This is a genomic window from Lonsdalea quercina subsp. quercina, assembly GCF_000688695.1.
GTDB classification, from domain to species: domain Bacteria; phylum Pseudomonadota; class Gammaproteobacteria; order Enterobacterales; family Enterobacteriaceae; genus Lonsdalea; species Lonsdalea quercina_D.
Window position 1 is genome coordinate 139,502 of sequence record NZ_JIBQ01000005.1, and the last position, 24,930, is coordinate 164,431.

17 protein-coding genes, 1 pseudogene and 1 other annotated feature are annotated in these 24,930 nt (G+C 57.4%); of the genes and pseudogenes, 8 read left to right on the forward strand and 10 right to left on the reverse strand.

Translation table 11 applies throughout. From position 1 onward, the window contains the following. Positions 1-43: 43 nt before the first annotated feature. The 5 genes and pseudogenes from trpA to SB13_RS05760 form a co-directional block, all read right to left on the reverse strand. Entirely contained in the window at positions 44-856 is an 813-nt protein-coding gene (gene trpA / locus SB13_RS05735) for a tryptophan synthase subunit alpha (RefSeq protein WP_026739434.1), read from the reverse strand. Continuing rightward, entirely contained in the window at positions 856-2,049 is a 1,194-nt protein-coding gene (gene trpB, locus SB13_RS05740; RefSeq protein WP_200872289.1) for a tryptophan synthase subunit beta, read from the reverse strand. The genes trpA and trpB overlap by 1 nt, the downstream gene beginning before the upstream one ends. Before the next feature lie 9 nt (positions 2,050-2,058). Next, complete coding sequence (gene trpCF, locus SB13_RS05745; RefSeq protein WP_026739436.1) at positions 2,059-3,447, reverse strand: bifunctional indole-3-glycerol-phosphate synthase TrpC/phosphoribosylanthranilate isomerase TrpF; 1,389 nt, start codon at positions 3,445-3,447, stop codon at positions 2,059-2,061. A 3-nt stretch (positions 3,448-3,450) separates the two neighbouring features. After that, positions 3,451-5,049: pseudogene (gene trpD, locus SB13_RS17915) on the reverse strand (bifunctional anthranilate synthase glutamate amidotransferase component TrpG/anthranilate phosphoribosyltransferase TrpD). Further along, positions 5,049-6,611, reverse strand: a complete 1,563-nt coding sequence (locus SB13_RS05760; protein ID WP_036150224.1) for an anthranilate synthase component 1 — start codon at positions 6,609-6,611, stop codon at positions 5,049-5,051. The pseudogene trpD and the gene SB13_RS05760 overlap by 1 nt, the downstream one beginning before the upstream one ends. A 20-nt stretch (positions 6,612-6,631) precedes the next feature. Then, positions 6,632-6,731, reverse strand: a sequence feature (Trp leader region). Positions 6,732-6,961: 230 nt separating this feature from the next. On the opposite strand from SB13_RS05760, the gene rnm reads away from it, so the two are divergent. From rnm to rluB, 3 genes are all read left to right on the forward strand, one after another. Continuing rightward, positions 6,962-7,846: an RNase RNM gene (rnm, locus tag SB13_RS05765; RefSeq protein WP_026739440.1), complete on the forward strand. Its 885-nt coding sequence runs from the start codon at positions 6,962-6,964 to the stop codon at positions 7,844-7,846. Positions 7,847-7,923: 77 nt separating this feature from the next. Next, positions 7,924-8,544, forward strand: coding sequence for an L-threonylcarbamoyladenylate synthase (locus SB13_RS05770; protein ID WP_026739441.1), 621 nt, complete (start codon positions 7,924-7,926; stop codon positions 8,542-8,544). A 143-nt stretch (positions 8,545-8,687) separates the two neighbouring features. Further along, entirely contained in the window at positions 8,688-9,569 is an 882-nt protein-coding gene (rluB, locus tag SB13_RS05775) for a 23S rRNA pseudouridine(2605) synthase RluB (RefSeq protein ID WP_026739442.1), read from the forward strand. Between the two features lie 88 nt (positions 9,570-9,657). Here rluB and SB13_RS05780 read toward each other — a convergent pair whose 3' ends face one another. Beyond that, positions 9,658-10,419 (reverse strand): YciK family oxidoreductase, encoded by a 762-nt coding sequence (locus SB13_RS05780; RefSeq protein WP_026739443.1) that lies wholly within the window; start codon positions 10,417-10,419, stop codon positions 9,658-9,660. A gap of 319 nt (positions 10,420-10,738) precedes the next feature. On the opposite strand from SB13_RS05780, the gene sohB reads away from it, so the two are divergent. After that, the gene (gene sohB, locus SB13_RS05785; protein ID WP_026739444.1) at positions 10,739-11,785 is read left to right on the forward strand and encodes a protease SohB; all 1,047 of its coding nucleotides are present in this window, start codon (positions 10,739-10,741) and stop codon (positions 11,783-11,785) included. 87 nt (positions 11,786-11,872) lie between these two features. Here sohB and SB13_RS05790 read toward each other — a convergent pair whose 3' ends face one another. Next, a complete protein-coding gene (locus tag SB13_RS05790) occupies positions 11,873-12,130 on the reverse strand; it encodes a YciN family protein (RefSeq protein WP_026739445.1) in 258 nt (85 codons plus the stop codon). Between the two features lie 434 nt (positions 12,131-12,564). Between SB13_RS05790 and topA the strand changes: the two genes are divergently transcribed. Next, entirely contained in the window at positions 12,565-15,162 is a 2,598-nt protein-coding gene (gene topA, locus SB13_RS05795; RefSeq protein WP_026739446.1) for a type I DNA topoisomerase, read from the forward strand. A 183-nt stretch (positions 15,163-15,345) separates the two neighbouring features. On the opposite strand, the gene SB13_RS05800 is transcribed toward topA, so the two are convergent. Continuing rightward, entirely contained in the window at positions 15,346-15,690 is a 345-nt protein-coding gene (locus SB13_RS05800) for a hypothetical protein (RefSeq protein ID WP_026739447.1), read from the reverse strand. Position 15,691: 1 nt separating this feature from the next. Then, a complete protein-coding gene (locus SB13_RS05805; RefSeq protein WP_026739448.1) occupies positions 15,692-17,068 on the reverse strand; it encodes a pectate lyase in 1,377 nt (458 codons plus the stop codon). A gap of 627 nt (positions 17,069-17,695) precedes the next feature. Here SB13_RS05805 and SB13_RS05810 point away from each other — a divergent pair. Next, complete coding sequence (locus SB13_RS05810; RefSeq protein ID WP_463605544.1) at positions 17,696-22,336, forward strand: AvrE-family type 3 secretion system effector; 4,641 nt, start codon at positions 17,696-17,698, stop codon at positions 22,334-22,336. A 33-nt stretch (positions 22,337-22,369) separates the two neighbouring features. Continuing rightward, the gene (locus SB13_RS05815) at positions 22,370-22,801 is read left to right on the forward strand and encodes a type III secretion system chaperone (RefSeq protein WP_026739450.1); all 432 of its coding nucleotides are present in this window, start codon (positions 22,370-22,372) and stop codon (positions 22,799-22,801) included. 87 nt (positions 22,802-22,888) lie between these two features. Here SB13_RS05815 and SB13_RS05820 read toward each other — a convergent pair whose 3' ends face one another. Beyond that, positions 22,889-23,599, reverse strand: a complete 711-nt coding sequence (locus SB13_RS05820) for a UTRA domain-containing protein (protein WP_026739451.1) — start codon at positions 23,597-23,599, stop codon at positions 22,889-22,891. A gap of 268 nt (positions 23,600-23,867) precedes the next feature. On the opposite strand from SB13_RS05820, the gene SB13_RS05825 reads away from it, so the two are divergent. Beyond that, positions 23,868-24,929, forward strand: a complete 1,062-nt coding sequence (locus SB13_RS05825; protein WP_026739452.1) for an ABC transporter substrate-binding protein — start codon at positions 23,868-23,870, stop codon at positions 24,927-24,929. Position 24,930 lies beyond the last annotated feature (1 nt).

The window sequence follows — 24,930 nt, forward strand, 5'->3', positions numbered from 1 at the left end:
GCCCTGGCGTCAGGCTTACCCGCGGAGGGAAATGCGCTGTCGCTTAACCCGGCAGGCGAGTCGCTGCTTTCATGCGGCTGACAAATTCGCCCAGGTGTTTCAGCATCGCTTCCGGTTGCTGCTGGTGTTGTTCGATGATTTTCACGATGGCGGAACCGGAAATCGCCCCGGCGGCGCCGGCTTTGAGCGATAGCTCCACCTGAGCAGGCTCAGAGATACCAAAACCCTGCAGAGGCGGCGCCGCATGATACTCGGTTAATTTGTCGATGAGATGATTTAGCGGTAGCTCAGCCCGATTTTCCGAACCGGTCACGCCGGCACGCGAAAGCAGGTAAGTATAGCCGCGACCGAACGAGGCAATCTCGCGCAGCAGATCGTCATCCGCGTTAGGCGGACAGATGAAAATCGGCGCGACTTCATGGCGCATCGCCGCAGTGCGGAACGGCGCCGACTCTTCCAGCGGGACATCCGCCACCAGTACGGAGTCCACCCCGGCCTGCGCGCAGCGCTCGTAGAAGGCTTCGATGCCGTTATTGAACACCAGATTGGCGTACATGAGCAGCCCGATGGGCAGATGCGGATACTTCTGTCTCACCGCCGCCAGAATATCAAAACAGTGATCCGGCGTGACGCCCGCTTTTAATGCGCGCAGATTCGCGCCCTGAATGGTCGGGCCATCCGCCAGCGGGTCGGAAAAGGGGATCCCCAACTCCAGCGCATCAGCGCCGGATCCCACCAGCGTATCGATGATGCGCAGAGACATCTCAGGGGAGGGATCGCCGAGCGTAATGAAGGGAACAAAAGCGCCTTCTTTTTTCTCTGCTAGACGTCGAAACAGTGCGTTATAGCGTTCCATTACACCTCTCCCCGAGCTTTCAAAATGTCGTGTACTGTGAAAATGTCTTTGTCGCCGCGGCCTGATACGTTGACGACCAAGATTTGCTCTTTGTCGGGATCGGCCTGGATGATTTTCAGCGCTTGAGCCAGCGCATGGGAGGATTCCAGCGCAGGAATGATGCCCTCATGACGAGACAGCGCTTTGAACGCGTCCAGCGCTTCATCATCGGTAATCGACACGTAGTCGGCGCGGCCAATGCTATTGAGGTAGGCGTGCTGAGGTCCGACAGACGGGAAGTCCAGCCCGGCGGAGATAGAGTAGGACTCCTCAATTTGGCCGTCCGCCGTCTGCATCATCGGCGATTTCATCCCAAAGTAAATGCCGGTACGCCCATGTTTCAGCGGCGCGCCGTGCTCTCCGCTCTCGATGCCATGCCCGGCGGGTTCGATGCCGATGAGTTTAACGGACGGTTCGTCGATAAAGTCGGCGAACATACCGATGGCGTTGGATCCGCCGCCCACGCAGGCCAGCACGACATCCGGCAGCCGTCCTTCACGCTCCAGCAGCTGCGCTTTGGTTTCTTCACCAATCATGCGCTGGAATTCACGCACGATGGTCGGGAACGGGTGCGGACCGGCCGCCGTGCCTAATAGATAGTGCGCCTTGTCATAATTACCGGACCAGTCGCGCATCGCTTCATTACAGGCATCTTTCAGCGTGGACGAGCCACTGTGCACCGGGATCACTTCCGCCCCCATCAGCCGCATGCGGAACACGTTGGGGGATTGACGCTCGACGTCTTTGCCGCCCATATACACGCGACATTTCAGGCCCAGCAGCGCGCAGGCCAGTGCTGTCGCCACGCCATGCTGTCCGGCGCCGGTTTCCGCGATGATCTCCGTTTTGCCCATGCGCTTGGCCAGCAGCGCTTGACCCAGCACCTGATTGGTTTTGTGCGCGCCGCCGTGCAGCAGATCTTCGCGCTTTAAATACAGTTTGGTGCGGGTGCCTGCCGTCAGGTTTTTACAAAGGGTCAGCGCGGTCGGCCGCCCCGCATAGTTTTTCAGTAAGTCGACGAATTCCGTCTGGAACTCGGGATCGCGCTGTGCGCTGACGAAAGCCTCTTCAAGCTGACGCAGGGCTGGGACCAAAATCTGAGGGACGTATTGCCCGCCGAACTCACCGAAGTAAGGATTGAGTAATGTCATAATCAGCCTGTCTTATTTATGCAATGAAGTACGATTCTGTTGCGCTGTGCCTAGCGTTTTGAATATCGCCTGGATTTTCCGCGCATCTTTGATGCCTGGCTGTGACTCCACGCCGGAGTTCATGTCCAGCCCGGCACAGCCGAACGTGGCGGCCCGATCAGCGTTATCAGGGGAGATCCCGCCGGCCAGCAGCACGTTATCCAGCTTAGCGCCTTCCAATACTTGCCAGTTGAACGCCTTACCGCTGCCGCCTTGCGCGTTATCCAACACAATGCGATCAACATGGGGGCGGTCAAGGGTGGGCAGGGATTCACCGACGCTGACGGCCTGCCAGATCTGACAGTCGGTCGGCAGTTGTTGACGCAGCGTCGCGATGTAAGCCGCATCTTCGTCGCCATGCAACTGTACCGCCGTTAGTCTGAGTTCGTGGGCTGCGGTGGCGATGTCGCTTAACGGCGCATTGCGGAATACGCCGACATAGCGCAGCGGCGCACCGGCCATCACGTCAGAAGCTTGCTGTAAAGTGATGCTGCGCGGCGACGACTCGACGAAGATTAAACCGCCGTAGACGGCTCCAGCCTGATAGGCGGTCTGTGCGTCTTCCGCCCGGGTCAACCCGCAGATCTTGTTGTCGCCCAGAATCACCCGGCGAACGGCCATGGCGAGGTCGGACTCCGACATCAGCGAACTGCCGATGAGGAAGCCGTCGGCATAGCGGCTCAGCGCCTGAATCTGCGCATAGCGACTGATGCCGGATTCGCTGATAACGGTGACGTCCGGCGGAAGCTGCGGCGCCAGCGTTCGGGTGCGATTAAGATCGATGGACAGATCGCGCAGATCGCGATTATTGATGCCGACGACCTGAGCCTTCAAGGCAATCGCCCGCTCCAGTTCTTCCGGGTTGCTCACTTCGGTCAGAACGCCCATTTTCAGGCTGTGCGCCACCTCGGCCAACGTCTGATATTGGCTGTCGTCCAGCACGGAAAGCATCAGCAGGATCGCATCGGCCTGATAATAGCGAGCTAGATAGATCTGATAAGGATCGATAATAAAATCTTTGCACAGCACGGGCTGGTGAACAGCGGCGCTGACTCGGGTCAAAAACTCGACATTGCCCTGAAAGTATTTTTCATCCGTTAAAACAGAAATCGCGGACGCGTACTCTTTATAAACCTGCGCTATCGCCGCCGGATCGAAATCTTCACGAATCAGTCCTTTCGAGGGCGAGGCTTTTTTGCATTCCAGAATGAATGCCGGTCGTGTTTGCTTCAGCGCCTGATAAAAGCTGCGCTGACTGGGTACTATCTGTGACTGAAAGTCCGCCAGCGGCTGCTGCTGACGGCGTTGTGCAAGCCATTCAGCCTTGTCGCGAACGATTTTGGTTAACACGGTATCCTGCATTTTTTACTGTCCTCTGGCCGCCAGATCTTTCACACGCTGATAAACCTGACCGCTGTGTATCACTTCCAATGCCTGCTGCGCATTTTGCACCAGGTTCTCCTGCCCAAATACTTTTAACAGCAGTGCGACGTTGGCTGCAACGGCGGCGTTGTGCGCCGGTGCCCCTTTCCCTTGAAGCAGGCGAGCGATCATGTCCCGATTTTCTTCTGGGGAGCCGCCGGTCAGCGCCGAAATCGGGTAGGTTTCCAGCCCGAAATCCCGATGAGTCAGCTCGTAGGTGTCAATATCACCGTCACGCAGCTCCGCTNCCTGAGTCGGTCCGTGGATCGCGACTTCATCCATCCCGCAGCCGTGAACGACGGCGGCGCGCTGGTAGCCGAGCAGCTTCAGCGTTTCCGCGATAGGTTTCACCAGGTCCGGACTGTAAACGCCGATCAGCGCCAGCGGCGGACGCGCCGGGTTGCTCAAAGGGCCCAACACATTGAACAGCGTATGCGTCTTCAACTGCTGGCGAACGGGCGCCGCATGACGAAAGCCTGAGTGGTACTGCGGCGCGAACAGGAAGCAAACGCCCAGTTCGTCCAACGCGTTGCGCGACGCTTCCGGCGACATATCCAACTGAATGCCGAAGGCGGCCAGCAAATCAGAAGAGCCGGAACGGCTGGTGACGCTGCGGCTACCGTGTTTGGCCACCTTTGCGCCACAGCTGGCGGCGACGAAGGCGCTTGTGGTGGAGATATTGATGCTGTTGGTGCCATCGCCGCCCGTCCCAACGATATCGGCAAACGGATAATCCGGGCGCGGAAATGGCTGCGCGTCTTGCAACAGCGCGCTGGCTGCGCCAGCGATTTCATCCGGCGTTTCGCCGCGAATTTTTATGCTGATCAGCGCGGCAGCCAACTGAGAAGGTTCCAGCTCATTGCGGATGATTGCCGCGAACAGCTGCTGGCTTTCCTCTCGGCTCAACGTTTTTGCAGAGTAAAGCTTTTGAAGTAAGGTTTGCATTGTCCTGTCCTTGCTAATTTATGCCAGAGCCCATTCCAGCGTTTGATTCAGTAAGCGGGCACCATGGGCGGTAAGAATAGATTCCGGATGAAACTGGAAGCCGCAGACGCGATCCTGATCGTGGCGAACGGCCATGACCATCTCGTTAAAATGTGCGTTAACGGTCAACGTTGCGGGAATATCGCTGCCCACCAGAGAATGATAGCGGGCAACCGGCAGCGGGTTACTCAATCCGCTGAACATGGCCTGTCCATCGTGTTCGATGCTGGACGCTTTGCCGTGCAAGATTTCTCCGGCCTGACCTACGTGGCCGCCGTAGGCTTCGACGATCGCCTGATGCCCCAGGCAGATGCCGATAATCGGTAAATGACCCCGCAGCCGCTGTAGGAGTTCCGGCATGCACCCGGCATCGGCAGGGGTGCCCGGTCCCGGGGACAGCATCAGCACCGGCTGTTCCATCAGTTTTAAGCGATCGACAATCGTATCCGCCGACATGATGTTGCGATACACCACCACATGATGGCCGCTGGCACGCAGTTGATCGACCAGGTTGTAGGTAAACGAGTCGATATTATCGAGTAACAGGATATCAGCCATCAGAACACCTCCTTGGCGTGATGGGCGCTGGCGATGGCGCGCAAAACGGCGCGAGCTTTATTGCGGGTTTCATCGGCTTCAGCCTGAGGGTCGGAATCCAGCACGACACCGGCTCCCGCCTGTATGGTGGCGATGCCGTCTTCTACATAGGCCGAGCGGATAACGATGCAGGTATCCAGATCACCGCGGGCGGTGAAATAGCCGACGGCGCCGCCGTAGCTGCCGCGTCGCGTTTTTTCGCTCTCGGCAATCAGCTGCATGGCGCGGACTTTAGGCGCGCCGCTCAACGTACCCATATTCATGCAGGCGCGGTAAGCGTGCAAGACGTCCAGGTCGGCGCGCAGCTCACCTACCACGCGGGAGACAAGATGCATGACGAAGGAGTAGCGGTCGACTTTGGTGAGGTCGGCGACATAGCGGCTACCAGGTTCGCAGATGCGCGCCAAATCATTACGCGCCAGATCGACCAGCATCAAGTGTTCCGCCAGCTCTTTATGGTCGGTACGCATTTCCAGCTCGATGCGGCTATCCAGGTCCCGATCCAGCGATCCATCAGCGCGGCGGCCGCGCGGGCGGGTTCCCGCGATGGGATAAATTTCAATCTGGCGGCTCGCGGCATCATATTTGAGCGCGCTTTCCGGCGAGGCGCCGAACAGCGTGAAGTCCTGATCCTGCATATAGAACATATAGGGACTTGGATTGTTTTCTTTCAGCGTCTGATACGCCGCCAGCGGGGAAGGGCATGGCAGAGAAAACCGGCGCGATGGCACCACCTGAAAAATCTCGCCCAGTTTGATGGCTTGCTGCATCTGTCTGACGACATCGCCGAAATCTTCGTCGCTCTGATTACAATCGAGCGTCATGCTGTCAACGTGCTGGCGAGGCAGCGCAGGCGCGGGCTGGGTCATCTGGTGCTGCAACTGTTCAAGACGCTGTTCCAAGCGCTGACGCTCGTCGCCATTCGGCGTGAACAGACTCGCCTGCAAATGAGTCGTCTGATGCTGGTGGTCGACAATCAGCAGGGTCTCGGCGAGATAGAAACAGTAATCCGGGCAACGCTGCTGCTGGTTAAGCGGGGGGAGCGTCTCGAAGCCGGCCACCAGGTCATAAGCGAACAAGCCGCCGAAGAACATGGCGTCACGTTCATTGTCCGGACAACTTACCAGCGTCAGCAGCTGCCGTAATGCATCAAAAGCGGATAACGAGCGCAGGCGAGCATCTTCATCCTGCATCGCGTTGATATCCGGAAAGGTCAGCTCGCGGCTGTTCGGACGAGCTTCAACGATAACGTCCTGCGGCAGCGCGCGATCCAGTAACGGCAGGAGTGATGCGCCATTGGCGGTCAGCGCCTGAACCGAAACCTGCGTTCCCAGGGCGGTGATACGCAGGGCGCTGTCTACGATCAGCAGACTCTTCAAATTCAGCTTACTGTCGACCTCGGCGGACTCCAGTAACAGCGTGGCGGGCCTGGCGCCGCACAGCTGATGAAAAATCGCGCTCGGATCGTTTCGGTATTCTGACTTGGCGCGCAGTAATTCAATTTCTGGTTTTGTCTTTGGCATGATGGTCACTCTTTTTATCCATAAAAAAACCCGCTTTGAGCGGGCTTAAGGATGCTGCATATCAGATAATGGGTATGCGCGATCGATTCGCCCTCAGAGGGATAAGCGCCACCAACCTGCACTGTATTTTTTCGATTGCATCACCATTTGTCTGCCTCTATACCGTTACTGAACTTGCGTACTAGTTAACTGGAGCGCTATAGGTAAGTCAACCCAAAAAAGAAATTATTTGTCGTGAAGCCTGCGGATTTGGCGACCATCGCCATGATTATCTTTCTTACCTTTTTATGGCTATTAATGGCATCATGCCATCTGAACTTATCTTTGTCCGACGAGATGGATACCACTGAGTGTCAGAAGAAACTTCCCTCCTAGCTTCATTCCCACTGTACGACCTGCACAGTCATACCCAAGCTTCAGACGGTGGATTAACGCCCGCCGAACTGGTGCGCCGCGCCGTGGCTATGCGGGTTGGCGTGTTAGCCATTACCGACCATGACACGACCGCTGGCCTGCCAGAAGCGCGAGAAACCATTCGGGACGAGGCGCTGCCGCTGAGACTGGTGGCAGGCGTCGAGGTGTCAACGCTGTGGGAAAATCATGAAATCCATATCGTCGGGTTGGGGATCGATCCCCACCATTCCTCGATGGTGGCGCTGCTTGCTCAACAGGCGGACTATCGTCAGCAACGTGCCGAGCAAATTGCGGCCCGGCTGGAAAAAGCACAGGTCGCCGGGGCGTTGGAAGGCGCTACCCGTCTCGCGGCTGGCGGCGTGATTACGCGCGGGCATTTTGCCCGTTATCTGGTTGAGCAGGGGAAGGCCACGGCGATCAATCAGGTGTTCAAGCGCTATCTGGCAAAGGGCAAAACCGGCTATGTGCCACCGCAGTGGTGTACAATAAAAGAGGCCGTCGACGTCATTCACCAGTCCGGCGGGGTGGCGGTTATGGCGCATCCCGGCCGTTATCAGCTTAGCGCCAAGTGGCTAAAACGGCTGCTGGCGCACTTTGCCGAATGTCAGGGCGACGCGATGGAAGTCGCGCAGTGTCAGCAGGCGCCCGATGAGCGTACGCAGCTGGCACGTTACGCGCAGGACTATCATTTGCTGGGATCACAGGGCTCGGACTTTCACTCTCCCTGCGCCTGGATAGAACTTGGGCGCAAATTGTGGTTGCCTGGCGGAGTGGAACCGGTGTGGGAACATCCGGCATTGAAAGACGGGCTGACGGCGTGATGGTCAGCCGCACGTGAAACGCCGGGCGCGGAGCGCCGCTGTAGCGGATTTCACGTTTTGAAGAGATGAGGTGGTACATGAGTCAATTTTTCTATATTCACCCCCAAAATCCGCAGACGCGGTTGATCGCTCAGACGGTCGACGTCTTGCGCAAGGGCGGGGTCATTGTTTATCCGACTGACTCCGGCTATGCGTTGGGCTGTCAGCTGGAGGACAAATCGGCGATGGAGCGCATTTGCCGCATTCGTCATCTGGACAGCAGTCACCACTTTACGTTGATGTGCCGCGATTTGTCGGAACTGTCCACTTACGCACACGTGGACAATGCGGCGTTTCGGCTCATCAAGAACAACACGCCGGGTAACTACACGTTCATTCTGAAGGGCACGAAAGAAGTCCCGCGGCGCCTGATGAATGAGAAGCGTAAGACCCTTGGCCTGCGCGTTCCGGCAAACCCCATTGCGCTGGATCTGCTGGCGGCGATGAACGAGCCGCTGATGTCCACCACGTTAATGTTGCCGGGCAACGACTTCGCCGAGTCCGATCCGGAAGAGATCCAAGAGCATCTCGGCAAGCAGGTCGACCTGATTATTCACGGCGGCTTCATCGGGCAACAGCCCACGACGGTTATCGATCTCACCGGCGATGCGCCAGAGGTAATTCGTGAAGGCACCGGCGACATCACCCCGTTTCTTTAACGCGTTCCACATCGGCAACATTCAGCATACATTCGGCGCGAATGCGGTTATAATCGCGCCGCAAATTTTCTTGCGCGGGCGTATTTGACGCCGGTGCATCTCTCCCCCCGACGCCTGTGAAGGCGACACTCAGAGGTTGCTCAATGAGCGAAAAGCTACAAAAAGTACTGGCGCGTGCAGGACATGGTTCACGCCGGGAAATCGAAACAATGATTCAGGCAGGGCGCATTAGCGTCGATGGTAAAATCGCCACGCTCGGCGATCGCGTCGAAGTGACCCAAGCGACCAAAGTGCGCATCGACGGTCACGTGGTGACGGTGCGCGATACCGAAGAGACGGTATGCCGGGTCTTGATGTATTACAAACCGGAAGGCGAACTGTGTACGCGCAGCGATCCTGACGGTCGTCCGACGGTGTTTGACCGCCTGCCTAAAATGCAAGGATCCCGCTGGGTCGCGGTCGGTCGACTGGATGTTAACACCTCCGGTCTGCTGCTGTTCACCACCGACGGCGAGTTAGCAAACCGTTTGATGCACCCTAGCCGCGAAGTCGAACGTGAATATGCCGTTCGTGTCTTCGGCTCGGTTGACGACGATAAAATCAAACAGTTGAGCAAAGGCGTACAGTTGGATGACGGCCCCGCGTCGTTCCGCACTATCCGCTATCAGGGCGGTGAAGGCATGAACCAGTGGTACAACGTAACGCTGACAGAGGGGCGTAACCGCGAAGTGCGTCGCCTGTGGGAAGCCGTCGGGGTTCAGGTTAGCCGCTTGATCCGCGTACGTTACGGCGACATCCAGCTGCCGAAGAGCCTGCCGCGTGGCGGCTGGTCTGAAATGAAGTTGGAAGACGTCAACTATCTGCGTGAATTAGTCCAGTTGCCGCCCGAAACGGTGAGCAAACTGCCGGTTGAACGTGAACGTCGTCGGATGAAAGCTCATCAGATTCGCCGTGCGGTGAAACGTCACAGCCAGGTGAGCGCTGCGCCAAGCCGCCGTAATCCGCCTTCCAAGCGTAACGGCTGATTTATCACGGGATACCCAGCGCAATACGGTATCCCGTTTTATTTTTCTGAAACGTCTTTCTTATACACACCGCCTCAGTCTGCCTGCGTTATTCCGCCGCTCCGGGTTTCCTTCTCGGTTGGGCATCAAAACTCATTCCCGTCTTACGTCGACTGTCATCGCCCATCAGATACAAATAGAGCGGCATGATATCCGCTGGCGTTTTCAGTTTTTCCGGATCTTCGTCAGGGAAGGCTGAAGCCCGCATTGATGTTCTCGTACCGCCAGGATTGATACAGTTCACCCGCAAATTACGATGGCGATACTCTTCGGCCAGCACCTGCATCATGCCCTCGGTGGCGAATTTGGAGACGGCATAGGCGCCCCAGCCAGCGCGGCCTTCGCGCCCCACGCTGGAGCTGGTGAAAACAAGTGAAGGGCTGGACGATTTAAGGAGCAGGGGAAGTAGCGCCTGCGTCAGCATAAAAGTGGCGTTTACGTTGACCTGCATCACCTGTTGCCAAACGTCGATCGACTGTTCCGTCATGGGGGCGATCTGCCCCAGCAATCCGGCGTTGTGCAGGACGCCGTCCAGACGCGGCATCGCCTGGCTCAGCGCATCCGCGATCTGATGAAATTGATCCGGCGTAGCCGTTAGCATGTCGCACGGAATGAGATAGCTGTGGGCGCCGCACTCTTCCTGGATCTGCCGCTCCACGGCGCGCAGTTTGCTTTCGGTTCGGCCCAGCAGCACCAGGCGGGCGCCGTAGCGGGCATAGGTCAGCGCGGCTTCGCGTCCGATGCCGTCGCCCGCGCCGGTCACCAGAATAATGCGTTGTTTCAGCAGGTCGTTTTTAGGTTGATAGTACACGTCAATGTCCTCTTTCCGTCGTCAAATCAGACGCTGAACGAAGGGGGATTGCTGGCGGCCACGTCAGGCGGCCTGAATCCGAAATCGATTTAGGAAGGNATAAATAGAGGATTTATGCCTGAAACGATAGGCATTTTCAATCAGACTGGGCGATTTCCGGGCGGGGCGTTGGAAAAAACAGCGAAAGTGTGAATTTCATTGCTGAGGCATCGCCATTACGTATGGCATACGCTACGTTATGACACTGATGTTATGCAACCCAAGCAGGAACGCTGGCAAAGTCAGTTTCCTGCTCGTCACAGAATAAGAGGCGGTATTCGTGGAATTAGTGGCTTTATATGGATTATTTCTGGCAAAGACGTTGACCGTGGTGGTCGCCATCGGCGCGCTGGTGGTGCTGACCGTCGGCCTGTCTCAGCGAAAACGTCAGCGAAGCGGCGAGCTGCAGGTGATCGACCTCGGCGAGCAGTACCGCGGCGTGCAGCAGGAAATGGAAAGCGCAGCGCTGAGCGACGCGGAACGCAAAGCGCTGGAAAAAAAGCATAAGAAAGAGGAAAAGGCGAAAGCCCGGCTTGAGAAGCAGCGCACCCGGCGCGGCGAGGAGGCGCACGGCAAACCTAGCCTGTATGTGCTTGACTTCAACGGCAGTATGGACGCCTCAGAAGTCAGTTCGCTGCGCGAAGAGATCTCCGCCGTGTTAGCCGTAGCCCGCAAGAACGATGAAGTGCTGTTAAGACTTGAAAGCCCGGGCGGCGTGGTGCATGGCTATGGTCTGGCGGCCTCCCAGCTCCAGCGTCTGCGCGACAAGGGGATTCGTCTGACGGTGGCGGTGGATAAAGTCGCGGCCAGCGGGGGGTACATGATGGCGTGCGTGGCGGATCGCATTGTGGCGGCGCCGTTCGCCATCGTCGGTTCCATCGGCGTGGTTGCGCAACTGCCGAACTTTAACCGGTTGCTGAAAAACAACGATATTGATGTCGAACTTCATACGGCGGGTGAATACAAACGCACCCTGACGCTGTTTGGTGAAAACACCGATGCCGGACGGGAGAAATTCCGCGAAGAGCTGGATATCACGCATCAGCTGTTTAAAAATTTCGTCAGTGAAATGCGTCCTAGTCTGGATATTCATGCGGTGGCGACGGGCGAGCACTGGTTCGGTACTCAGGCGAAAGCGTTGGGGCTGGTGGACGCGATTGGCACCAGCGACGATTTGCTGATAGCGGAGATGAATACGTATAACGTTCTGTCAGTGCACTATTCGCGCCGTAAGCGTCTGATGGATCGCTTCACCGGCAGCGCGGGTGCGACGCTGGAACGTCTGATGCTGCGCTGGTGGCAAAAAGGGCATCAGCCTCTCCTGTAACCTGCCAGACATAGCCCGCTGCCATGGCGGGCTATGTCTGAATCAAACTTCCTGCTTTACGCCTCTCTACGCTTCTCCGCTGGCTGACTAATCCTGCAGGCTGTATTTATCAGACAGCTCGTGCGCCAGATATTTGAACATATTGAATACGGCGGTAGTTTTGCGCGAGGGAAGCCCTTCGTCGTCAAGAAAGTAGTCGCCGCGGAAAACCAGCACGCCGTTTTTTTGTTCGACGTCGGTGGCTTCAATACCTTGCAGATAGTCGTCGTGATTTTTGATGAGGGTGTTGGCTTCAGCCAGCAAGGTGGCGCGATCGATTGGGGTCTTTTCTTTATTAGTGTGCATAACGCCTGTGCTCCTGCGGATAAAATTCTGCCGCATTGTACTGCCTGACGCCTTTACACGGCAAATTACCAGATTTTTATCTTACCCGTTTAAGTTCTCGCGGGGCGATCGGTGGCGAAAACCGCCTTTACATGCTAATTAAGTTGCGTGGTCGCATTTATCAGGTAGAGTGTGGGATTTTCCATAGTCAAGCAGAATAATTTATTTACGCCGTGGATGATAACCGTTAACTATGGTTACAATGCGGTAAATGACTATTCCCACGGGATCATAGAGTTGCGACGGATCAGCGGTGCCTGCGAGCCCGTGAAGACAAGAACAGAACGATGTTCCTCGCAGCCGAAAGCGAATAGAGCTGGGGTGATGACGGTTATCATCCCGTGTTGGTAAAGATTTTTTCTTTTCTCAAAGAATTCAGTAGGTAACAATAAATTATGGGTAAAGCTCTCGTCATAGTTGAGTCCCCGGCAAAAGCCAAAACGATCAATAAGTATCTTGGCAATAACTATGTGGTTAAATCCAGCGTCGGTCATGTGCGTGACCTGCCGACCAGCGGCTCTGCGAGTAAAAAGAGCGCGGATTCTGCACAGGGAAAAACCAAAAAAGCGCCTAAGAAAGACGAGAAGACCGCACTGGTCAATCGTATGGGCGTCGATCCTTATCATGACTGGGCGGCGAATTACGAGATCCTGCCGGGCAAGGAGAAAGTGGTTGCCGAGCTGAAAACGTTGGCGGAGAACGCTGAACACGTCTATCTCGCAACCGACCTTGACCGCGAAGGGGAGGCCATTGCATGGCACCTGCGGGAAATCATTGGTGGAGATGAAACACGCTTCAGTCGCGTCGTGTTTAACGAAATTACCAAAAACGCGATCCAGCAAGCGTTCGAAAATCCGGGCGAACTGAATATCGACCGCGTTAACGCTCAGCAGGCCCGTCGATTTATGGACCGGGTCGTGGGTTACATGGTTTCGCCGCTGCTGTGGAAAAAGATCGCCCGCGGCCTGTCCGCCGGACGCGTTCAGTCCGTCGCGGTGCGGCTGGTGGTGGATCGCGAACGTGAAATCAAAGTGTTCGTTCCTGAAGAGTACTGGGAACTTCACGCGGACCTGCTGGCGTCAAGCGACGTCGCACTTAAAATGCAGGTCACGCATCACAACGGCAAGCCTTTCAAACCGGTCAATAAAACGCAGACCCACGCGGCGGTTTCTCTGCTGGAGAAAGCCCGCTATGTCGTCTCCGATCGCGAAGATAAACCGACCAGCAGCAAACCCGGCGCACCTTTTATTACCTCCACGCTGCAACAGGCGGCCAGCACACGTCTCAGCTTCGGCGTGAAGAAGACCATGATGATGGCGCAGCGCTTGTATGAAGCGGGTCACATCACCTATATGCGTACCGACTCCACCAACCTGAGTCAGGATGCGCTGGAGATGGTTCGCGGCTTTATCGGCGACGAATTTGGTCAACGTTACCTGCCGGACGCGCCTAATCACTACAGCAGCAAAGAAAACTCCCAGGAAGCGCATGAAGCGATTCGTCCTTCCGACGTCAACGTGCAGTCCGAACAGTTAAAAGATATGGAGCCGGATGCGCAGAGGCTGTATCAGCTGATCTGGCGTCAGTTCGTCGCCTGTCAGATGACGCCGGCGCAGTACGACTCAACTACGCTGACGGTCAGCGCGGGCGACTACCAGCTGCGCGCCAAGGGCCGCACGCTGCGTTTCGACGGCTGGACTAAAGTGATGCCTGCGCTGCGCAAGAATGATGAAGATCGTTCTTTGCCAGCGGTCGAAGTGGGCGAAGCCCTGACGCTCGATAAACTGTTGCCGAGTCAGCACTTCACCAAGCCGCCTGCCCGCTACAGCGAAGCGTCTCTGGTGAAAGAGCTGGAAAAACGCGGGATCGGTCGTCCTTCTACCTACGCTTCCATCATTTCAACCATTCAGGATCGTGGCTACGTCCGCGTCGAGAACCGTCGTTTCTACGCGGAAAAAATGGGCGAAATCGTCACCGATCGCCTGGAAGAAAACTTCCGTGAACTGATGAGCTACGATTTTACCGCGCGCATGGAAAGCAGCCTCGACCAGGTCGCCAACAATCAGGCGATGTGGAAAGCCGTACTGGATGAATTCTTCGACGAGTTCACTAAGCGTCTGGAAACCGCCGAGCTGGATCCGGAAGCGGGCGGTATGAAGCCGAACCAGATGGTGCTGACCAGCATCGACTGCCCGACCTGTAGCCGCAAAATGGGGATTCGTACCGCGAGTACCGGCGTGTTCCTGGGCTGTTCCGGTTATGCGCTGACGCCGAAAGAACGCTGCAAGACGACGATTAACCTGATCCCGGAAGAGGAAGTGCTGAATATCCTCGAAGGGGATGAGGCCGAAGCCCATGCGCTGCGCGCTCGCCGTCGTTGTCCGAAGTGTGGTACGGCGATGGACAGCTATCTGATTGATAATCAGCGCAAGCTGCACGTCTGCGGTAACAATCCGTCCTGTGACGGGTATGAAATCGAAACGGGCGAGTTCCGCCTGAAAGGCTACGACGGCCCGGTGGTTGAATGCGACAAGTGCGGCGCGGAAATGCATCTGAAAATGGGGCGTTTCGGTAAATACATGGCGTGCACCAACGACGACTGCACCAACACGCGTAAGATCCTACGCAGCGGCGAAGTCGCTCCGCCGAAAGAAGATCCGGTGCCGCTGCCTGAACTGGCTTGCGAGAAGTCCGACGCCTATTTTGTACTGCGAGACGGCGCGGCCGGCGTGTTCCTGGCCGCCAATACGTTCCCGAAATCGCGTGAAACGCGAGCGCCGCTGGTGGAAGAGCTACTGCGCTTCAAGGATCGGCTGCCGGAAAAACTGCGCTATCTGGCCGATGCGCCCGTCAACGACGGTGCGGGCAACAAAACATTGGTGCGTTACAGCCGCAAAACCAAACAGCAGTATGTCTCGTCTGAAAAAGACGGTAAGGCAACCGGCTGGTCCGCCTTTTATGTGGATGGCAAATGGGTTGAAACCAAGAAATAATCTTTACCCCGGCGGCGGGCGTTACGCCGTGCCGTTCGACCGGTAAGAGGATGATAACGAGGCCGTCTATGACGGCCTCGTTTTTTACTGAACGTCCGCACTATTTCCCGCACTCCTGAAGTGAAATGGTCGCCGTCATTGCGCACGGCTGACAGCCCATCGCACCGACCTAAGAGAGTGCAGTCAATCCGAGTGACGCTGAGCCTGAAGGGCAATCAGATGGTCGGCAATAGCCCGGATGACCCAGAATGCCGTCTGCCCGATATCGCTATTCAAGTCAGGCGCCAGACGCCCCGCCGAGGGCTGCAGAAAGTCCGATTCCAGTGAATCCACGAAGGCGTCGAAGTCAAACAGGCCTGTCCGGGGGTTATCCTTCTGACCTAATACCTGATGCATTCGCAATGACACCAGCTGGATCGCCTTATCGAACGCATGTCGTTCGGCGGGCGACAGAGAACCGCCTGGCGTGACGCGGTCACGCCAACGGGCGGAGGAGCCGTGGGGTAAAGAGGGCGTTCTGCTAGTCATATCAGCTCACTTGTAGGGCGGCCGAGGTCGGCACCTTGAATGGATTGTTGACGTTACTCAGGCTGTTGTTCTGGGCGGTGACATTGAGCCCTTCGCTGTCGCTTTTAACGAAGGCAAACTTGCCGTTCTCCGCATCAACTTGGCTGAGATTAAGATTCCAATTTCCTTGCTGGCCGCCGTTGGTTCTCACGAAGGTGCCGAAGTCTTTAACCTTAAAATTATCCACCGTGAAGTTGGCGTCCGCATTCAGCTGGAAGACCTTGTCGGAAGCGCCCTGCGCACTACTGTTGGTGATCGTGACGTTGGCAGGATTGCCGGTGTTCTCCTTCACCGTTAACGCATCCTCGCCGACGTTGGTCCAGTGAACATTATCGATCGTGGCGTCGCCGTGCAGGTGAATGCCATCCGCGGCGTTATCGCCAAAAATGACGTTTTTAACGGAGCCGCCGTCTGCGACTTCAAACAGCGGTTTCTGTCCTTCCGTTTGGCTGCCGTTGCCCAGCCCAGCTCCGGCGACATAGGTTTTTCCCTGACCGTCGAAGGTTTCCCCGGCACCGACTTTGATCGGCTCGTTGACGACAACCGCATTGGCGTTATCGGCCGTTGGGAAACTGACGGCTCCGCTTTGACCGGTGGCGGACGGCGTGTCGTCCGAAGGAACCGGAGAATTCGTCGATGGCGGGCTGCTACCATCGGTTCCCCGCAGCGTTGTTCCTCCCGGCGCTGAAGGCGCCGACTCCGTGGGTTGGGGCGACTCCACCGCAGACCCTGACGTGCGATTGATCGGCTGCGAGCCTGGCACGGCTGATGCGCCGCCGCCGCTGGCGCCATCTTCTTGTGGTTGGCCGAACTGGCTCTTTTGGTTATCCATCAGCATAGCGATCAGTCGCATCAGCGTTTGAGACAGTGGGTCGCTGCTAAGCTGCCCACCGCCGTCCTGTGTCGGCGAGAGGCTGTCTTGCAGCGCGTTGCTTCCGGCATTCTGCAATGTGTCGCGGCTCAGATCCTGTGGATGCGCTGCAGCTGACGTACCGCTCTGCTGCGGACTTTGCCCATTTTGCGGCATCAGCGTATCCAACAGTTTACCGAGCATCTCAAGCAGGTTTTGCTGATTCTGTCCGTCTTGGCCGCGAATACCGCCTGCGCGACTGTCATCCGTGGGGCGAGCGCCCTCAGATGCCCCTTGACTGGCGGCTTGCAGGGTCAGCAACAATGCCGCCAACAGTTTGGCCACGCTGTCTAGTGACGTTTGATGTTCTGTCGTACTGGCGCCGGCATTCTGCCGTTCCGTTGACAGGTTTTGGGAAGTAATGCTGTCCAGGTTGGCATTATTCATGCCGGAACCGGGCAGGGTCAGCGTGATGTTCAGGTCTGACATAGCGAGTGCCTCATAAGATGTTGTTGAGTGAAAAATAGGCTGTGGCGAATTTTGAATCGACGGTTCGCCGTTATGTGGGTGGTTCAAATAGTCGCCGGGTTCCTGTTTCTCCGGTGCGCGAATCAAAAGCCGCACGCGTTCATCCCCCGTTTTATTTCCGGGCGGAACCTAATGCCCTTTCCCAGCCACTTACTCGGCAATTACCTACATCAACAACATCTCTGGGAGACGGCTATGTTGGGCAATATCAGACACATTCATCAGAAGACGGTGGCGGAAGTCCATACGCCGACCGTGTCCGGAGAGGGGCGCGCGGTCTCTCAGGGGCACGCTTCCGTTGCCGGACAGAAAGCGACGGGGTCGTTGGCGCAGGAAGGAATGCGTCTGGCGGCAACCCCTCACGTCAGCCAGCCCGCGATGCCGCCTGCCTCGCTGGGATCGCAGGTAGGGCGCTCTCCCAATCTCCGCGACATGAGAGACGCCATCGATCGTGCGATGCAGGACACTGCCGGAACCTCGTCGACGGCTGAAACGCCGGTGAAAACCGTCACTACACTACGGGATCTGCTGCAACGATCTCCGTCGCGTGAGACGGTATCCAGCGCGGGGTCATCCCGCACGTCAAGCATGCATAGCGCGGTTTCTCATTTCGATGGGGCGACGAGCACGAATGCCAGTCACGCCCCTGCGGCGGTGGGGCTGGGGCTTTCGCTGGATAAAAAAGGCAAGGTCATCTTGGGCGACGATGTGCCAGCCCCGTTGAAAACGGTGCTGTCGCAAACGCTTGGTAAACACGATCTGCCGTTTGTGGCGCATCACAAGAACTCGAACGGCACCCATCATCTGTTGATGGACAAAATAGGGCGACTGTTCAGCCTTCATCACGGCAAACACGGGCTGGTCGGTTTGCACAGCAGCGCGCCCTCACGGAAAGAGAGCGAATTACTGCACAGCAAGGCGTCGGCAGGCTATTCATTGCATGCGTCTGACACACAGGTGCATACCGAAGCGAAGCTTAACGGTAAAGACGCCGGATCGCAGTCGCTGCCTAACCCCACCGGCGGGCTCCAGTCTCAACTGTCCGGGATTTTTCTGGACGATCATGACGAGGCGCTGCGCCTCCACGACGGCAAGCTGTTCAGCCTGAGCCCGGAGGGCGTCTGGCAGCCCAAAGACGACCGCAAGCACGCGCAATTATCCCGACAGGCCGACGGTAACCTGTATGCGGTGAAGGAGAGTCACTCGTTAAGCAACCTGTCGACCGGCATGGAGTCGACCGCCTTTAAAGACAAAATTACCTCGTTCTCCTCCAACCTTGACGGGCAGACGGTGGTGTTGACGACGCCTGACCACGGCGCGGGCAAGCTGCATTTGTTGCCGACGCTGAATGCTCCCAAGAGCGAGCACCGGGCGCTGCAACTGACTCTGAACGGCACCAGCGCGCTGGAGCGTGGCAGCGAACAGGTGGATGCCAAAGCCGTAGGACTCGATCGGCAAAAGCTGCTGGTGGCCGATCGTGAGGGGCAGGTGTTTGTCGGGACGTTGCCACAGGGAGACGGTCATCGCGTCGAACTGNCCCCCTTGTATAGCCCGGATCTGGAAGGGTCACTGGGGAAAGGTCATCACACGGAGGGCTTTGTCAGCAACGGCGAAGGCAGTCTGCATGCGGTGGTCAAGGACGCGCAGGGGCATAAACATCTGGCTGCCCCTGCGGCGGAAGGCGGCGGCTTCAAGCCGGGCTGGAACCTAAGCGATTCGCTGGTGGTGGACCACAAAATGGGGTTGCTGCACGTCGCTCCGCCGTCGTCATCTGTCATGAATATGGGTCGCTTCGGCATGATGGCGCTGCACGAAGGCAAAGTGCATTACGTGGACAGCGTGACCCGCAGTTGGACGCCGACGACGATGTCCGCCGATCGGCTCAAACGCGGTTTGGATAACCAGCCCTATGTCCTGCATGACGGTCAGCTCAAAGCGCTGTCGATCAATCAGAAAGCGGACAGTGTCGTGCATGGGGACAGCAACGTCTTTGCCCTTAGCCACGCGCGCAACGCGCCAAAATCCGGCGATGCGTTGCCGGGACTGGGAAAAGACAGTGGCGCTGTCGCGGTTGCCGTGCTGAATGCCAATCGGTTCATCTCTGCCAACAAAGAGGGGGACATCCAGCTGCATCAGGTCCGCCCCGGCACCCAACGTGAGTCGGTTCCCGCCTTGGGGTTGCCGAAGGACGGACTCACGGGCGAAATTCGCGATCTGGCGCTGGACCGCGAAAGCAACCTGTTCGCGCTTAACAAAGAGGGCGCCTTATTTACCTTGCCGCGTGAGGCCTGGCAAAACGACCGCGCGGAGTCCAGTGGAACGCGATGGCAACCGGTGGAAACGCCGCAGGGCGGCAAGGTTGATCGGCTGGATACGACGCCGGAGCATGAGCTGCTGGTGCATCAGGACGATCGTCATCAGCGTCTGACCCAGGGCGGCTGGACGGAGCATCGGCCGAACACGGAAATCACCGCGCCTCAGCTGCGAGAGGCGGAGACGGTTTACCAGCACTTAGGCGGCGCGACCAAAGCCGTATCTATCCTTGGAACAGGATTAACCGCGAAGCTGGATACGCAAGTGCTGGGACAAATGGCGCAGGAAAACAAAAAGACCAGCAGCGGTTTTGTCGATCGCATGCGCGCGAATGTCATCAAGCTGCCGGCTGAGCTCGGCAAAAGCGTGGGCGATGGCATTCAGCATCACTTCAAAGGTCGTGCCGGGCTGCATCCGCTCTATTCGGCCCAGGCCTCGGTCTTTAAACGGCTGGAGGTGCTGAATACGCAACGTCAGCAAAGTTCGCAGGCAAACAGCACCGATCTGAAAACCAAGTTGAGCCAGCTGAATCTGGGAGAGGCCGGCAAGCCGCTGATGGCGGCGCTGCATCAGTTCCACCAGGATCTGGAACGCAGCTCGGGCAACGCGGCGCTGTTGCTGGGTAAACATCAGGGGCTGATTAACGCCAAAGGCGAGATCAATCACCAGTTCACCCCGTCGGCGCTGAAGTCCGCCATTCAAGGCATGAACTCGCATCGTTCCGGGAAGAGTCTCAGCGACGCGTTAATGACGGCGACGCTGGCGCATCCTTCTTCGGCGGACAGCAAGGCGAGCGCGCTGTTGAAGCAGTTCGTCATGAAAAAGGTGGATATGAGCTACCAGAGCGACAAGGTGGTTCAGGGCGCGCATCGCGACGTCCATGATGAGATGGCGCTGACGAAGTCGCGGCTGGCGCTGGACACGCTGACTATCGGCGATCTGCACGGCATCGTGGATAAGCTGGCGGGATTCTCCGGCGCCTCGCCGACGAAAGCAGATCTCAAACCGATGCAGGAGGCGTTGACGCTGCTGCGGGATCATCAGTATGGCGATCACAACGTGAAGCGCGCCACGGACATGGGATTCACCAGTTTTTCAGCGCTGGAGGCGGATTATGACGCTGTGAAAACCTTCACCCGCGCCTTCAAAGATGAACGGCATGCCGTCAGCGTGACCTCGCGCACGTCGCTGCAGGCGGAGGACCAGGGGCAGTTAACCCAAAAAATGAAAGACACCGTTCTGTCGCTGAATGCCGGCGAAAGTATCAGCTTCAACCGAAGCTATAACGCGGGCCTGAGCTCGGTCTATGTCATGCCGACGCAGCTGGCCAAGGTGACCATCAACCACATCCCGTCGCCGCTGATCGCCAGCGGCGGCGTAACAGGCGAGCGGGGCTACAGTCTAAGTTTCAGCCGGGGAGACAACGGCATTAATGTCAGTTTTGGCCGCACCGGCGGCCTCAGCGCCAAAGCCGGTGTGATCGTCGGTCATGAACCCAAGGCGACGAAAGAAAATCTCATTCTCGATGATGACCATACCCTGACGTTCGATCTGAGGATGGGCGTCAGCGGCTCCGCCACCATTGGCGCGACCCGCCAAAACGGCCTCAGCTTCACGCTAAGCGAAAAAGAGCTGCCGTCGTTTATTGATGAGCTGACGCAGGGGAAGATCAATCCGCTGGATCTCATGAAAAAAGGCACTGAACACCAGGTCAAGCAGGGGCTTTCTGTGAATTTCGATGTGGACGGCGCTTTCACGCTCGACGGACGCGCCGCGGTCAACATGACGGACAACGACAACAAAACCTTCTCCACCACGACCCGAGCTTCGCTGGGCGTCAGCGGCGGCGTCAACGTGTTGTCCGCCAGTCACGATCACAGCACGGTCCGGGGCGAACTGAATGAGAAAAACACGACCAGCAACAACCGAGTGCGATTCTTCAACCAGGCGTCCGTAGGCGCGAATGCCGCGCTCTGGGCCGGGATGGCGACAACGCAACCCGGCAAGGGGACGCTGCCGGCAGGATTTGGCACCGGCGCTTCGGCCACGCTGTCTGTCGATACCAAAACCAGTCACAGCATCTCTCTCAATGTCAAGGTGGCGGAGCCGCTACAGAAAAGCGACATCGAAGAACTGACGGCTTCGCTTGAGAAACACTTTGGCGATGTGGAAACCCAGCAGCTGCTAGGCGGCGTGAACAAGCTGGATGATATCGACGAACAGCTGGCCATCATGAATCGGCACTTCGACGCTAAAACGCCGCAGAACGATGGGCAATACAGCGCAATGCAGTCGCTCGGCAAAGCGGTTCGGCAGCAGTCCGCGGCGAAGCATCAGGCGGTGACGCTATCGAGCGTCAGCCATAGCGCCAGCTACGCCAACCTGTCGAAGTTGGACAGCAATGGCGTGCTGCATGCGTTGCGCAAGCTGGTGAACGATAACTTGCCGCCCACCAATGCCGAACGTATCCACGCTTTCATGAATGCCGACCCGGCGTTGAAAGCGGTCATGACCCATTTACAGTCGTTGCCCAACGCCTCCGCCAGCGTGAGCCTGGAACCGAAGGACGCGGTGAAAGAGCAGGTGGAAAAAGGCATTCAGAACAACAGCCTGAGCAAACAAGCCATCATCGACCTGTTCAAAGACAGCAACAATCTGCGCATTGGCTCGATCAGTTTTACCGAGACGGTGAAGAAGAAGGAGGGCTTCACGTTCCCGACGCCTATCGTCGGGGCGTCCAGCAGTGTGGACGTCAGTATGAGCAAGTCGCTGGGAGAAATTCACTTCTCCTACGGACAGAATCAGGACACGCCGAGACACTTTAGTCTGGAAGGCGAGATCGCGCGGGCTAATCCTACCCTGGCGCAGGCGCTGGACAGCCTGCATCAGGAAGGCATTACGCTGGCGAAACACTAATTCACGATGGCATAGGGCAGAAGGAGCTTCACAATGCATTCCCAACAACAACACGTCACCCGTTTACTGCAAGCGTTTGGTCGGGCCACGCAAACCCCGCTCAGGCTGGATAATGGGATTTGCGTGCTGAATGACGAAAACGGCGAAGAAGCGGCGGTCATTGACGTTCCGGCGCACAGCGAACAACTTTTACTGCACTGCCGGATAGTCGCGCTGGACGGGCTGGAGGGGTTGGACGAAGCGGCGATTTATCGTCTGATGCTGCAGCTTAATTTCGAGATGGCGGCAATGCGCGGTTGCTGGCTGGCGTTGGATGAATTTAATCAGCTACGACTGTGCTTTCAGCACTCACTGAGTGCGCTGGATGAAAACCGTTTCAACGCCATGCTTTCGGGATTCATCCAACAGGTGAAAGAGACCCGGGACTTTATTATCTCACTGCTGGGGCAGATACAGGCGGCGTAACCGCACGCGACCGTCATGGCTTCATGCGCAATACGCGACGGTGGCGCGCCGCCGCGTATTGCGCCGTAGCCAACGCTTTCAGCGCCGTTAAACCGCTTCGACGTCGATGTGAATGGCGTCGTAGCGCCAGTATTCGTGGTCGCAATCGATGATCCGATCGGACTGGTCCCGGTTGATGCGGGTGATAAATAGCGCTGGGCTGCCTGAGGCGACGTTAAGCGCAGAAGCGGCCAGAGGCGGAACCGGCGTCGGCAACATCGTGAAACGCACCCGGCCATAGCAGACGCCATAGCGCGTCTCATAGATATCGGTCAGGGATTGCGTCAGATCGGACGCCAGAATATTCGGAAAAAAAGCGGGATTCAGGTAGTGCTCCACATACAGCACTGCGCGTGCGTCAATGCGTCGCAGGCGGCGGATCTGGTAAACCTTTGCGCCGACCGGCAACGTCAGTTGCTGACTGATTTCGTCGCTGGCGGCGATCTCGCGAGCTTCCAGTACCTCTGTGGCGGCACGGCGCCCCTGTTGTTCGACCATCGCGTGAAAATGGCTGCGCTGCAAGGGGTTATAGACGATCCGCGGCGGCGAAATAAACCATCCGCGGCGCGGCTCCCGGTATATCACTCCCTCAGACTCCAACTGCAACAGCGCTTCCCGCAGGGTAATTCTGGTGGTGGAAAACTGTTCGCTCAACGTTCTTTCCGAGGGCAGACGCGCCTCGTTTCGCCATGTTCCGTCATCAATTTGCGTCCGCAGCGTCCGGCAGATCAGCGCCACGGTTGTCGAGGGTTGTTGCATGAGTTCATCAGCCTATTCTGGAGCACGCCGTGCACCACCGTGGGTACACCGCCATTCATGATCAGAGCGCCATATTGCCACGCAGCCGTCGAAACGTCTCGCTCGGGCCGCCATGGGGAGGCGGGATTATCGAGCGTTAATTTCCACACCGTACNCCCAGCAGGCGATAAGGCGCGACTGACATACAAATTTCATCTTTAGGGCGTAGATTGGCGTGGATTTTGCTGGACTAGACCAGCGCTTATTCCTACCACCAGGAGCACTTACGATGAACATTAAGGTTGCATCCCTATTCACGACAGCCGTCGTGCTGTCGCTTTCATCCGCTCACGCGGCCGAAGGTTCCGTCGCCGAGCTAGCGCAAGCGGCACGAGCAGAAGGACAGGTTAACAGCGTGGGCATGCCGGACAATTGGGCTAACTGGAAAGATACCTGGAAGGATCTGAATGAAAAATATGGCCTGCGCCATACGGACACCGACATGAGTTCGGCTCAGGAGATCGCCAAGTTCGCTGCCGAGACACAGAATGCCAGCGCGGATATCGGAGATGTCGGCGCGTCGTTTGGCCCCATTGCGATGCAAAAAGGCGTCACCCAGCCCTATAAACCAACCACCTGGTCGCAGATCCCCGACTGGGCCAAAGATAAAGACGGACACTGGGCGCTGGCGTATACCGGCACTATCGCCTTCATCGTCAATAAGCAGCTGGTCAAAGACGTGCCTCACAGCTGGGCCGACCTGAAAAAAGGAAGTTACACCGTCACGATTGGGGACGTCAGTTCGGCGGCTCAGGCCACCAACGGTATCCTGGCGGCGGCCTATGCGATGGGTGGCGATGAGCACAACCTCAAACCGGGACTGGATCTGTTCGCCGACCTAGCCAAGGCCGGTCGACTCGGGCTGACTAATCCGGTCATCGCCAATATCGAGAAAGGCGAAGTGCAGGTGGGGGTGGTCTGGGATTTCAACGGCCTCAACTACCGCGATCAAATCGATAAAAACCGCTTTGTCGTGCTGATCCCCTCGGACGGCTCGGTGACGTCTGGCTATACCACAATAATCAACAAATATGCCCAGCATCCTAACGCCGCCAAGATGGCGCGCGAATACATCTTCTCGGACGCCGGACAGATTAATCTGGCGCGCGGCTACGCCCGCCCGATTCGTGCGGAGCATTTGTCGCTGCCGGATGATGTGAAAAACAAGCTGCTGCCGGCGGAACAATATCAGTCAGCCCGTCCAATCGCCGACCCGGCCGCCTGGGAGAAAAGCGCGCGTCTGCTGCCGCGGCAGTGGCAGGAATCCGTCATGATCAACATGCAGCAGTAAT